Genomic DNA, 13,133 nt, shown 5'->3' with positions numbered 1-13,133 from the left:
TCTAGGAGGAAAAAAAGATGGCAAACCGCATTCTAATCGTAGACGACGCAGCATTCATGCGCATGATGATCCGAGACATTCTAACTAAAAATGGCTACGAGGTCGTCGGAGAAGCGCAAGACGGCGCACAGGCGGTAGAAAAGTACAAGGAACTTAAACCTGACCTGATTACAATGGATATTACGATGCCTGAGATGGACGGAATTTCCGCACTCAAAGAAGTGAAGAAGCTTGACCCTAATGCAAAAGTAATCATGTGTTCCGCTATGGGCCAACAAGCGATGGTTATCGATGCAATCCAAGCCGGCGCGAAAGACTTTATCGTAAAACCATTCCAAGCCGATCGTGTTATTGAAGCGATCAAGAAAACGCTTGGCTAAGAAATGCTTACATATGTTTCGAGATTAACTTCTATGATCGCGGTTGGCGTTGCTGTACAGCCCGCCTTCGCCGCGGCAGCCGGTAATGAGAATGATCAGGGGCCAATGGCCGGATCTGACAGCTACGCCGGTAGTATCATCTGGGTCATTATCTCTCTTATCATTGTTATCGGTTTAATTATCTTACTTATTAAGTGGTTGTCTCAGCGTAACCGCGTATGGGGAACTAACCGAGCGGTTCGATCGCTCGGAGGGGTTGCGCTGGGTCAAAACAATTCGCTTCAGGTTATTGAACTCACCGGCAGGCTATATGTCGTTGGCGTTGGTGAGAACGTAACCCTGCTCGACAAGATTGAAGATGTAGAGCAGGTACAAGCAATTCTCGCTTCACTCGATCGGCAGTCTAATGGAACTGTATGGTCAACAAACACCATTACAGACTTCCTTAAGCGGTTCCGCAAGCAAGAGCCGAGCTCGGGAGAGGATCTGACTAATGAGCAGTGGAATATGCAGTCGTCCTCGTTCCAAAGCTTGCTGAATCAAAATTTAAGCAAGCAAGCCGATCGCAAGCAACAGTTGGAGTCGCTTCTGAAGGAATCCAGACACGATGGGGATGACAATGAAAAATAAAAGGTGGATTTCGATCGTCACCGTACTGCTGGGAGTTATGCTGCTGCAATCGCATGCGTTTGCGGCTGATCCTCTGCCGGACATCAGTCTAAACGTTGGTGACGGAAGCGAAGAGCCGGGAACAAGCGCATTGTCGCTCCTGCTTCTTATTACTGTATTAAGTATTGCACCAGCCATACTTGTGCTCATGACGAGTTTTACCCGAATTGTAATCGTGCTTGGTTTCGTTCGGACATCGCTAGGAACGCAGCAAATGCCGCCTAACCAAGTTCTTATCGGGCTGGCCATGTTCCTAACCTTCTTCATTATGGCTCCGACATTCTCGCAAGTGAATGAAGTAGCTCTGCAGCCTTATTTAAAAGGTGAGATTACGCAGACGGTAGCATTCGAGAAAGCCGCGGATCCTATGAAGAAGTTTATGGTCTCGCATACAAGGGAGAAAGACCTGCTGCTGTTTCTGAACTATACGAAGACGGACAAGCCGGCAAATTATCAAGACATTCCAATTACGGTTCTAGTACCAGCTTATGCAATTAGTGAACTCAAGACGGCTTTTCAGATGGGCTTTATGATATTCATCCCATTCCTCGTCATAGATATGATCGTATCTAGTACGCTAATGGCGATGGGGATGATGATGCTGCCGCCGGTCATGATATCTCTACCATTCAAACTGCTATTATTCGTACTTGTAGATGGCTGGTATCTGATCGTCAAATCATTACTATTAAGTTTTAACACGTAATTAAAGACAGGGAGGAACGTTCAATGAGTGCTGATTTCATCATCGGATTGGCTAGTCAAGCCATCAGTACCGTATTGAAAGCCAGCGCGCCGATGCTCGTTCTCGCTCTAGTCGTCGGATTAATCGTTAGTATTTTTCAAGCGACTACCCAAATTCAAGAGCAGACGTTAGCTTTTGTGCCTAAAATCGTAGCGGTCTTTGTATCCCTTATTATATTTGGACCTTGGATTCTGAATGTAATAGTCGATTTCACTTACAATCTGCTGAACAACTTGTATAAATACATCGGATAGGTTGTGAACGGAAATCATGGATCAGATCGTCCAGTACTTCCCTATTTTTTTGCTTATATTTTGTCGAATGACATCGTTTTTCGTCGTGGCGCCATTATTTTCCATGAAAGGTGTCCCGAGTACATTCAAGATTGGCCTCGGTTTCTTTTTATCCCTAATCGTATTTATGACATACGGGCTTAAAGAAACGATGGTTCCAATGGATGCCGAATATATCTTGTATATATTCCGTGAAGTACTGATCGGGTTAATGATGGGGTACGTCGTTTACTTATTCATGACGGTTGTGCAAACGGCAGGCGCGCTTATGGATATGCAAATCGGCTTCGCAATGTCGAACGTTATTGATCCGATGACAGGTGTCTCGGCTCCGCTGCTAGGCAACTTCAAGTATATGCTTCTCATCATGGTGTTCCTAGCGGTGAATGGTCATCATTATCTGCTTACGGCATTAATGGACAGCTACAAATGGATGCCATTGTCCAATGAACTGTTCGCAGCTATTTATAATGGAAGTATATCAGAGTTTTTGACCCGGGCAGTTGGTAATGCTTTCCTGCTTGCCTTGCAGGTCGCTGCTCCGCTGGTCATTGCGATGTTCCTGACCGATGTAGGCCTTGGTTTACTGGCGAAGACAGCACCTCAATACAATGTCTTTGTTATCGGGATTCCACTGAAGCTTCTTATTGGCCTTGGTTTACTGATTCTGCTTCTTCCAGGCGTTTCTGCGATATTCGAAAGACTGATTGATATTATGTTTAACAATTTAGAGAAGCTGTTTAGTGTCGTTCAACAAACCGAAAGTAAATAAGGGGGCTGCAACGTTGCGATCTTACTACCTAGAGCTAGACTTGCAGCTGTTCAGTCAGGAAAAGACGGAAAAGGCAACGCCAAAGAAAACGCAGGACGCTCGAAAGAAAGGGCAGATTGCGAAATCCAATGATTTGCCAAGCTCAATGATCCTGCTTTTTACATTCGCGACTTTTGCTGCTTTGGGCAATTATTATAAGACGCGAATTATGGGTTTGTTTCGAGAGTTGTTCGAGAATTGGATGATGATGGACGTAACAGAAGAAAATGTTATGCCATTGTTTAATGAGATTGCAGTGGATATGCTCATGTTTCTAGCACCAATATTCGCAATCGTTGTCATCGTTGCCATACTCGGTAATGTCATGCAGTTTGGATTCCTGCTTACAGGTGAACCGCTCAAGATGAAATTTACGAAGCTCAATCCGATTAATGGATTTAAGCAAATCTTTTCCATGCGTACGGTAGTTGAATTTCTAAAGAGTTTAACTAAACTCCTTGTCATCGGATTTTTGGTCTATCAGGCCATATGGAGCGATTGGGATAAGATATTGCTGCTTTCCAGCTTATCCATAGGTCAAATCTTTCAATTTGCAGCAGGTCTAACCATTAAGCTTGGGCTCGAGACAGGAGCCGTACTTGTCGTTCTGGCTTTCGCTGATTTTATGTATCAGAAATATGAGCATGCGAAGAGTCTTCGGATGTCCAAGCAAGACATTAAAGATGAATACAAGAAGTCGGAGGGTGACCCTCTCATTAAAGGCAAGATCCGTGAACGGCAGCGCCGGATGGCGATGCAGCGGATGATGCAGGATGTGCCTAAAGCAGATGTTGTAATTACAAACCCGACTCACTTTGCGATCGCCTTGCAATATGATGCTTCGAAGATGGAAGCACCACTCATTATTGCAAAAGGAATGGATCATGTTGCGCTTCGCATTCGTGAAGTTGCTAAGGAACACGGCGTTATTATGATGGAAAACAAGCCGCTCGCCAGAGCCTTGTATGAACGGGCAGATATTGGGGATTCGATTCCCGCCGATTTGTTCCAAGCTGTGGCGGAAGTATTGGCTGCTGTTTATAAAATGAAAGGCCGAGTTCGATCATCATAATTGAAAGGGAGAAGACAACATCATGAAAGTAAAAGATATTGCTATCTTAGCTGGGATTATCGGCATCGTACTCATGATGGTCATCCCTATACCTACATTGCTTCTCGATATATTGCTCATCCTGAACATTTCGATCGCGCTCATGATTCTGCTGATTGCGATGAATACGAAGGAAGCCCTTGATTTCTCGATCTTCCCGGCAATCCTGCTCGTCACGACTTTATTCCGGCTCGCACTTAACGTGTCCACTACACGTAACATCTTACAGCATGGGCATGCCGGTGAAGTCGTTCAGACGTTTGGATCATGGGTTGGCGGTGGAGAAATCGCCATTGGCTTCGTCGTCTTCCTCATCCTGGTCGTTGTCCAGTTCATCGTTATTACGAAAGGTTCGGAACGGGTAGCAGAGGTTGCAGCCAGATTTACACTCGACGCCATGCCCGGCAAGCAAATGAGTATTGATGCCGACCTGAACGCAGGACTGATCAATGAACAGCAGGCGCGCGAGCGCCGCTCGAAAATTGAAAGAGAAGCGGATTTCTATGGCTCGATGGACGGTGCAAGTAAATTCGTCAAAGGCGATGCTATTGCTTCTATTATTATCTTGATCATCAACTTGGTAGGCGGATTTATCATCGGGATGGCCATTCATGGAGACTCCTTCCAAGATGCCATTCAAACCTACTCCATTCTGACGATTGGTGATGGTCTGGTTAGCCAGATTCCTGCTTTGTTAATTTCAACTGCAGCCGGTTTGATCGTAACCCGTGCAGCATCAGATGGTAACTTTGCACAGGATGTTACGCAGCAGCTGCTTAAATATCCGAAGCTTCTCTATATCGTAGCTGGAACGATCACACTGCTCGGCGTGTTCACACCAATTGGCATTCTACGTACTATTCCTTTTGCCGGATTGCTTATATTTGGGGCATGGAAGATGCAGAAGACAATTGCGAAACAAATGCAGCAAGAAGAACTACTGGAGGAGGAACAGCAAATCGAAGAGGTTCGCAGTCCAGAAAGTGTCATCAGCTTACTGCAGGTCGATCCAATCGAATTCGAATTTGGTTATGGTCTTATCCCACTTGCTGATACCCAGCAGGGCGGTGATTTGCTCGACCGGATTATTATGATCCGCAGACAATGTGCATTAGAGCTTGGGCTCGTTGTTCCAGTCATTCGGATTCGAGATAATATTCAGCTTAAACCAAATGAGTACGTCATTAAGATAAAAGGCAACATCGTTGCTCGCGGTGAGCTTCTCCTAAACCATTATCTCGCTATGAGTCCAGGGTTTGAGGATGAGTCGGTAATCGGCATTGAAACGACAGAACCGGCCTTTGGCCTTCCGGCTATATGGATAGATGAGGCAATGAAAGAGAGAGCGGAGATATCGGGCTATACAGTCGTAGATCCACCATCCGTAGTTGCGACTCATTTAACGGAAGTAATTAAGCGTCATGCTCATGAACTGATTGGACGCCAAGAGACGAAAGCTTTGGTAGAGAATGTGAAAGATGCTTATCCAGCTCTTATCGAAGAACTTATTCCTTCTATTCTATCAATTGGCGATTTGCAGAAAGTATTGGCGAAGCTGCTTCGTGAGAAAGTATCTATTCGGGATCTTGTTACCATCTTCGAATCATTGGCTGACCAAGGTCATTATACGAAGGACCCGGACATTCTTACGGAATATGCCCGCCAGGCGTTGTCTAGACAAATTACCCAGCAATTCACTTCTACAGGAAATATGCTGAAAGTCATTACGGTTGGACCTTCGCTCGAGAAGAAAATTGCAGAATCCGTCCAACAAACCGATCAAGGCAGCTATATTGCTCTCGATCCGGTTGCGACTCAGCAAATCTACCAAAAGCTGAATGAACAGGTATCACGCCAAATTCAATCCGGCCAGCAGCCAGTAGTACTGACATCACCAACGATTCGTATGTATTTGAGACAAATCGTGGAACGGACGATGCAGGATGTACCAGTATTATCATACAGCGAGCTAGAACCTAATATTGAGGTTCAAAGCGTAGGGGTGGTGAACTTATGAGAGTAAAACGTTATGTCGTGAATGCCTTGCCTGAAGCCTTACCGATGATTCGGAGCGAGCTTGGAAAAGACGCCGTAATCCTTAATACAAAGGAAGTTCGCATCGGTGGATTTATGGGCATGTTTCGGAAGAAGAAGATGGAGGTCATCGCAGCGATAGAATCTGGAGCGCCTGCTCCGGCAGCTGCTTCTCAGCCGCGTCAAGCTGCAGCGGATGTTCAACGTGTTGTTCATGCGATTCAAGAGTCGAAGAGACAGGCTGCAACAGCTACAGCGGTCTTAGAGCCTCCTGTCGTGCAGACTCCTACACCTTCCATACCAACTGCACCTGTTTCTCAACCGCTAAATCGAATCAATGATGATCTGCTTGAAGAAATTCGTCACATTAAGCTGTCTTTGAAACAGCTTTCGATGCATAGGCCAGAGGTCGATAAACCTCTAGCGATTCAAGCTCTGTATAGCCGATTGGTTCAGCAGGAGGTTGAGGCAGAACTTATTGATCGATTAATTGACGCGGTAAACGAGAAACTTGCGGGCAATCCGGAGCTGCTTAATCCACAAGACATTTGGAGCATAGCACGTGGTCTGTTGAACGAATGGCTGGCACCACAAGCCAATCACACCATCAATCATTCTGCGAGAATCGTTCATTTTGTTGGTCCAACTGGAGTTGGCAAGACAACAACGATTGCCAAACTTGCTGCCGGGCAATCAATCAAGTTCGGCCGCCAGATTGGTCTCATTACTTCTGATACTTATCGAATTGCAGCGGTCGATCAACTTAGAACCTATGCGAACATTTTGAACGTACCCATGGAAGTTGTATTCTCGCCGATGGATCTGCCGAAAGCATACAAGCAGCTTGAGGATCGAGAGCTCATCTATATGGATACAGCCGGCCGGAATTTCCGCAATGAGCTCCATGTATCGGAAGTGAACAGCTTGCTGCAGTCCAATGAGCAAAGTGAAACCGTACTTGTACTAAGCTTGACCGGCAAAACGAAGGATATGATGGCTGTTGCCGACAACTTCGTGAAGTATGGTGTAAGTAAAGTGCTCTTCACCAAGCTGGATGAGACATCGGTGTATGGCGCGATCTTTAACCTGGCATTGTTATACGAATTAAAGCCGGTGTTTATTGCAAGCGGCCAAACGGTTCCAGATGATATTAGCCCGTTTGACGCCGAGCGTTATATCGATGCGCTGCTGGGGGCTCCTGCCGATGAATGATCAGGCTGAGGCGCTGCGCAACATGGTGAAGATGAAGATGGGACAAGATAAAGCCCGCCCAACCCGTATCGTGACCATCACGAGCGGGAAGGGAGGAGTAGGTAAATCGAATTTCAGCTTGAACTTTGCCATCACGCTTCAACGCCTAGGGAAAAAAGTACTCGTATTTGATGCCGATATCGGCATGGCAAATATCGATGTGCTGATGGGGGTCAGCTCCCCCTATCATCTCTACCATCTATTTAAACAGGATAAAACAATTTGGGATATCATCCAAATGGGACCATCGGGAGTCCATTTTATCGCAGGTGGTTCAGGGTTTCAGGATTTGCTTGAACTCTCGTCAGCACAACTGGATTGGTTCGCTGAGCAGATTGGCAAGCTGCAAGGCGAATATGATTTCATCTTGTTTGATACAGGGGCAGGGTTATCTAAGGAGACGCTTAAGTTTATATCGGCCGCGGAGGAAACAATTGTTGTTACAACACCTGAGCCTACCGCGATCACCGATGCTTATGCTCTTGTGAAGATGGTCAAATCAATGGGCGTTAACGCTTCATTCAAGCTCATCATTAATCGTGCAACAGATCGAAGAGAAGGCATTCAGACGGCGGACAAAATCAATCTTGTAGCAAAAAAGTTCCTGCAAGCAGAGCTCCCGACATTAGGAGTTATATTGGATGATCCGAACGTGACAAAGGCTGTGAAACGACAAACGCCGTTTACGGTTGCCTATCCGGGAAGTGATGCAACGAGAGGGATTGAGGAGATAGCTCGCAGGTACCTGGAGATGTCTTCACCCGAGCCTGCTGCTGCAACTGGTGTTAAAGGTTTTATACATAAAATGTTCAAGCTATCGCGGTAGTGATTTTACATAAGAGGGGGGAACAGAATGCTTCCTTATCGCGTGCTAATCGTGGACGATTCGCCTTTCATGAGGAAAATATTTAGCGATTTGATCGTACAGGACCCCCAATTTACGATTGTGGCAACAGCTTCTAATGGACTCGAAGCGATAGAGGCTGTGAAGAGGTGGAAGCCGGATGCGGTAACGCTTGATCTTGAAATGCCTGAGCTGAACGGAATTGATGCGTTGCAGCGCATTATGAGTGAACAGCCGACTCCAATTATCATGCTGTCGGGTATTAGCGAAGAGAACACAAGAGAGACCATCAAGGCGCTCCAGTTTGGTGCATTTGACTTTATTCGTAAGCCCATGGGAGCTTTCTCTAACGACATCGTTCGAGTTGGAGAGCTGTTGCTGGAAAAACTAAGAATCGCTGTTTTGATGAAAAGGTATTCTTCCATTAATGGGATAGAGGACACGCCTGCTCTTCCAAAGGCAAAGATAGAACGATTGCCGTTGGTTAAGAGGGCAAATCCTTTAGAAGAAGAGAGCAGCCGCAAGAAAAGGTTGCTGCAGCCCGAACAGCAGGCGGAAGCTCGGGAAGCGGCTTCGCCAGCGCAAGAGGTGAAGGCTTCCAGTGCTATGAAAAAGCTGCCGAAACTCTCCAATGAGGAGAGAATTCCACTTGTACCTGCAGCGGCACCTCTAGAGAATGGCATGAGTGGGAAGCAGCCGAAGAAGAGATTAAAAGCTGCAGATCAATTCGATCATGTTATTGCAATTGGGACCTCCACGGGTGGACCACGTGCACTACATGAAGTGATTTGCTCTCTTCCAGCAGAGCTTGCTGCACCGGTCTTAATTGTTCAGCATATGCCTCCCAAATTCACAAAGTCGCTTGCACAGCGGCTGGACAGCTTCAGTGATCTGGAAGTCATTGAAGCGGCACAAGGAGATCGGCTGAAGGCAGGCGTAGCCTACGTCGCGCCTGGCGGCCATCATATGGAACTGGCGAAAGACCAAGCAGGCTATTATGTCCAGCTTACTCAGAAGCCGCCTCGAAACGGTCATCGCCCTTCGGTGGATGTGTTGTTCGAATCTTTAACTCCGTTTGATGAATTACGACGCCATGCTGTCATTATGACAGGGATGGGCAGCGACGGAGCAAAAGGGATGAAAGCTCTTGTCGACAGCGGGGCAGAATCGGCAATTGCCGAATCGGAACAAACCTGCGTCGTTTACGGAATGCCACGTAGTGCTATTGAGAATGGCTGCGTGAAGACGGTATTACCATTGCAGCAGATTGCTGCAGAGCTGCAGCAAGCAGTATTGAAAGGATAATAGACGATATAAAGTCCTATCAGGAGGTGCGACAAAATGGATATGAACGCCTACTTGTCAATGTTTATCGACGAGTCCAATGATCACCTGCAATCTTTGAACGAAAATCTGCTACGCCTCGAAAGCGATCCGGAGGATCTGTCGATCGTCCAATCGATTTTCCGCTCAGCCCATACGCTTAAAGGTATGTCTGCAACGATGGGGTACGAAGACCTCGCTTCTCTGACACATGAGATGGAGAATGTCCTCGATCTTGTACGTAATAGCAAGCTTAAAATGGATAGCTTCATCTTCGATACACTGTTCAAAGGACTTGATGCTCTGGAAGCAATGGTCCAGGATATCGTAGGAGGAGGCACGGGTAAAGCAGATGTAACTTCGCTGGTTGCTTCCCTTCAGTCGATTGTAAAAGGGGATTACAAAACATCAGGGGCTTCTGCAGCAGTATCGCCGGCAGCCACAAATGGCCAGCAGGCAACTGGTCCTGCGTTACTAGACGAATTCCAAACCTCTGTTATTCAGCAATCTATCGATAGCGGACATAATGTTTACTTTATTGAAGTTGAGGTCCGTGAGGATTGTGTATTGAAAGCGGTTCGTGCTTACATGGTATTCGATCTGTTGGGTAAGAACGGCGATATTATAAAATCCGAACCGCCGGTAACGGATTTAGAGCAGGATAAGTTTGACCGCTCCTTCACAGTGTTTACCATCTCGACCTTATCTCAGCAAGAGCTTGAAACACAACTCTCTGCTATTTCGGAGATTGAGAAGGTTTCGGTTGCCTTGCTGGATCTCGAATCGCTAGCCATGTTGAATAATGCTGCCAAAGAGCAATCTCCTGCAGCTGCTCCAGTTCAAGTGGAAGCGGCAGCGAAAGAGGAAGCCAGCAAGCAGGTTACCACAGCGCGTTCGCAGGCAGCAGCTGCTTCAGCAGCACCAGCAGCCGTTTCAAAAACGATTCGTGTTGATATTGACCGGCTTGATGCACTGATGAATCTGTTCAGTGAACTGTTGATAGATCGAGTAAGACTAGAGCAGCTTTCCAGTGAGATCCGCCGTAATGATCTGACAGAGACCGTAGAGCATATGACTCGTGTCAGCTCAGATTTGCAAAATATCGTTTTGAAACTAAGAATGGTTCCGGTAGATTCGGTATTCAACCGATTCCCGCGTATGATTCGGGATCTAGCCAAATCACTTGATAAGAAGATCGATCTGGTTATTACCGGTGCAGATACAGAGCTTGATCGGACCGTCATTGATGAGATTGGTGATCCGCTCGTTCATTTGCTTCGCAACTCGGTCGACCACGGTATTGAGACGGTGGGAGAACGGATTGCGGCTGGCAAATCCGAGACTGGTACGATCAATCTACGTGCTTACCATAGCGGCAATCATGTATTCATCGAAGTAGAAGAAGATGGACGTGGCGTTAACCAAGAGAAAGTGCTTCAGACGGCCATTAAGAATGGAGTAGTAACAGAGGAACAGTCCAAACAGCTGACTAGTGAAGATATCAACATGTTGATATTCGCACCGGGCTTCAGTACGGCTGACAAAATCTCGGATATTTCAGGACGCGGAGTAGGTCTTGATGTAGTAAAATCGAAAATCACTTCACTTGGCGGCAACGTTACAATTGACTCCGTTCAAGGACGAGGAACAAAGTTTGCCGTGCAATTGCCTCTGACGCTATCTATTATTTCGGCAATGCTGATTAAGCTAGGTTCAGAGAAATATGCGATTCCTCTTACTTCGATAGTAGAGACAGGTATTATTCAAAAAGAGCAGATTTTGAACGTTCACGGTAATCGAATGATTCATTTCCGCAACGCGGTTATTCCTTTGGTTTCTCTAAGTAAAGTCCTTGAATCTCCGGACTTTAACGAGCATAACGAGTCAGAAACAGAGATTGTTGTTATTCGTAAAGGCGATAAATGGGCAGCTGTTACGGTAGATGAATTTATCGGGCAAAGCGAAATTGTTTTGAAGACGCTCGGCAAATATTTGACCAATATCGAGGCAATTTCAGGTGCAACTATACTTGGTGATGGCCAAGTGGCACTCATTATTGATCCTAACGCGTTAATCAAATAGGGAGGGCTTACCGATGGGAGAAGAATTAAAAGTTATCGTATTTACACTGGCACATGAGGAATATGGCATTGAGGTTGATAAAGTTCGTACGATCGAACGTCTAGCCCCAATTACTCGGGTTCCGAAAACTCCTTCCTTCATTAAAGGTGTTATCAATCTGCGCGGTATAGTTGTTCCTGTCATTGATTTGCGCGGACGTTTTGGTCTTCCCGAATCCACAACAACAGAGAACAGCCGGATTATCGTGGTCGCGGCTGCTGATATGGAAGTTGGCTTTATCGTAGATTCTGCTAATGATGTGGTTGATATCGATACGGATACCATTGATTTACCGCCGGAAATTGTCGGAGGAATTAAAGCGAAATATTTAAGAGGGATTGCCAAGTTCGGTGACAACCGTTTGCTCATTATGCTGAACTTGTCCGAAGTGCTGAATAAGAGCGAAATTATTCAACTCGAACAGTTAGAGGTGTAAGCGTGGACGCCTTTAATCGATTTAAAGCGTTTGAGATGGATGTTCTGAAGGAAGTAGGCAACATTGGAGCGGGTAATGCAGCTACTGCATTATCCCGCCTTCTGGACAAGCCGGTAGATATGGCGGTGCCTAAGGTCAGCCTGCTGCCGTTTGAAGAAGTTGCTGATCGTGTGGGCGGTTCCGAACAAGTTGTCATTGCGGTTTTTCTTCGAGTAGAAGGGGAAGCACCAGGCAATATGTTCTTTATTATTCAAGAAGAGGCAGCCAAGCGACTGCTTGGACAACTGCTTTCTCTTGAAAACGAAGCACCGGACAATTATTCCGAAATGGAGATGTCTGCGCTTTGCGAGATCGGTAATATTTTGGCGGGCTCCTATCTATCATCCCTAGCTGACTTTACAAATTTGTCGATGGCACCTTCGGTTCCCGCAGTTGCTAGAGATATGGCAGGACCTATCCTCAGCTACGGGCTTATGCAATACGGGGAAATGGGAGATTCCGCATTACTTATCGAAACAACGTTTCTGGAAGACAAAGAGGAGCTGGAGGGACATTTCTTCCTTATTCCAGATCCAGATTCCTTCTCTAAAATATTTCAATCCTTGGGAGTACTGACCGAATGATCCAACAAGATGTGATCAAGGTCGGCATGGCAGATTTAAAATGGGCTGCGGGCGGAGCACATCTACGGACAACAGGGCTAGGCTCTTGTGTCGGTCTGACGTTATACGATCCTGTTGCACGAGTTGCAGGAATGGCACATGTTATGCTGCCATCTTCAGAAATTGCCAGAGAGTCGACAATGAATATTGCCAAATATGCGGATACGGCAATTCCTGAGCTTATTGGGCAAATGAAAGTAATAGGGGCGGTAGTTAACCGCCTTGTGGCCAAAATGGCGGGTGGCGCACAAATGTTCGCCTTTTCAGGCCAATCGGATTCGATGCGAATCGGACCACGTAATGTAGAATCCTGTTTGGGAATTCTCGCGAACTATTCCATTCCTGTCTTAGGGCAGGATACAGGCGGGAATTATGGCCGCACGATTGAAATTGACAGCATGAGTGGAGTATTGACGATAAGAAGCGTGCAGTTTGGGATAAAGGAGATTTGAA

The 13,133-nt window shown here is 46.3% G+C and carries 14 protein-coding genes; all 14 read left to right on the top strand.

The window, feature by feature from the left end; genetic code table 11:
* The first annotated feature begins 17 nt into the window (after positions 1–17).
* The 14 genes from FHS17_RS22660 to FHS17_RS22595 are packed head-to-tail and all read left to right on the top strand — an operon-like array spanning position 18 to position 13,132.
* A complete protein-coding gene (locus FHS17_RS22660) occupies positions 18–380 on the top strand; it encodes a response regulator (RefSeq protein WP_167280742.1) in 363 nt (120 codons plus the stop codon).
* A 33-nt stretch (positions 381–413) separates the two neighbouring features.
* Positions 414–1,010: a flagellar biosynthetic protein FliO gene (locus FHS17_RS22655; protein WP_167280741.1), complete on the top strand. Its 597-nt coding sequence runs from the start codon at positions 414–416 to the stop codon at positions 1,008–1,010.
* Complete coding sequence (fliP, locus tag FHS17_RS22650) at positions 1,000–1,755, top strand: flagellar type III secretion system pore protein FliP (RefSeq protein WP_167280740.1); 756 nt, start codon at positions 1,000–1,002, stop codon at positions 1,753–1,755. The genes FHS17_RS22655 and fliP overlap by 11 nt, the downstream gene beginning before the upstream one ends.
* 23 nt (positions 1,756–1,778) lie before the next feature.
* A complete protein-coding gene (gene fliQ, locus FHS17_RS22645) occupies positions 1,779–2,048 on the top strand; it encodes a flagellar biosynthesis protein FliQ (protein ID WP_167280739.1) in 270 nt (89 codons plus the stop codon).
* Positions 2,049–2,064: 16 nt separating this feature from the next.
* A complete protein-coding gene (gene fliR / locus FHS17_RS22640; RefSeq protein ID WP_167280738.1) occupies positions 2,065–2,859 on the top strand; it encodes a flagellar biosynthetic protein FliR in 795 nt (264 codons plus the stop codon).
* Positions 2,860–2,872: 13 nt separating this feature from the next.
* Positions 2,873–3,970: a flagellar biosynthesis protein FlhB gene (gene flhB / locus FHS17_RS22635; RefSeq protein ID WP_167280737.1), complete on the top strand. Its 1,098-nt coding sequence runs from the start codon at positions 2,873–2,875 to the stop codon at positions 3,968–3,970.
* 22 nt (positions 3,971–3,992) lie between these two features.
* Entirely contained in the window at positions 3,993–6,026 is a 2,034-nt protein-coding gene (gene flhA, locus FHS17_RS22630; RefSeq protein WP_167280736.1) for a flagellar biosynthesis protein FlhA, read from the top strand.
* Complete coding sequence (gene flhF, locus FHS17_RS22625) at positions 6,023–7,255, top strand: flagellar biosynthesis GTPase FlhF (RefSeq protein ID WP_167280735.1); 1,233 nt, start codon at positions 6,023–6,025, stop codon at positions 7,253–7,255. The genes flhA and flhF overlap by 4 nt, the downstream gene beginning before the upstream one ends.
* Complete coding sequence (locus tag FHS17_RS22620; protein ID WP_167280734.1) at positions 7,248–8,120, top strand: MinD/ParA family protein; 873 nt, start codon at positions 7,248–7,250, stop codon at positions 8,118–8,120. Before flhF ends, FHS17_RS22620 begins: the two co-directional genes overlap by 8 nt.
* Before the next feature lie 27 nt (positions 8,121–8,147).
* Positions 8,148–9,443, top strand: coding sequence for a protein-glutamate methylesterase/protein-glutamine glutaminase (locus tag FHS17_RS22615; RefSeq protein ID WP_167280733.1), 1,296 nt, complete (start codon positions 8,148–8,150; stop codon positions 9,441–9,443).
* A 36-nt stretch (positions 9,444–9,479) separates the two neighbouring features.
* Positions 9,480–11,543: a chemotaxis protein CheA gene (locus FHS17_RS22610; RefSeq protein ID WP_167280732.1), complete on the top strand. Its 2,064-nt coding sequence runs from the start codon at positions 9,480–9,482 to the stop codon at positions 11,541–11,543.
* 13 nt (positions 11,544–11,556) lie between these two features.
* Positions 11,557–12,018, top strand: a complete 462-nt coding sequence (locus FHS17_RS22605; RefSeq protein WP_167280731.1) for a chemotaxis protein CheW — start codon at positions 11,557–11,559, stop codon at positions 12,016–12,018.
* Between the two features lie 35 nt (positions 12,019–12,053).
* A complete protein-coding gene (locus tag FHS17_RS22600) occupies positions 12,054–12,641 on the top strand; it encodes a chemotaxis protein CheC (protein ID WP_167280895.1) in 588 nt (195 codons plus the stop codon).
* On the top strand, positions 12,638–13,132 hold the full coding sequence (locus FHS17_RS22595; protein WP_167280730.1) for a chemotaxis protein CheD: 495 nt from the start codon (positions 12,638–12,640) through the stop codon (positions 13,130–13,132). Before FHS17_RS22600 ends, FHS17_RS22595 begins: the two co-directional genes overlap by 4 nt.
* Position 13,133: the final 1 nt, after the last annotated feature.

This window comes from Paenibacillus lupini (genome assembly GCF_011761355.1).
GTDB lineage: Bacteria > Bacillota > Bacilli > Paenibacillales > Paenibacillaceae > Pristimantibacillus > Pristimantibacillus lupini.
Note: the sequence above shows the minus strand (reverse complement) of the source record. Positions and strands in the feature narration are given on the sequence as shown.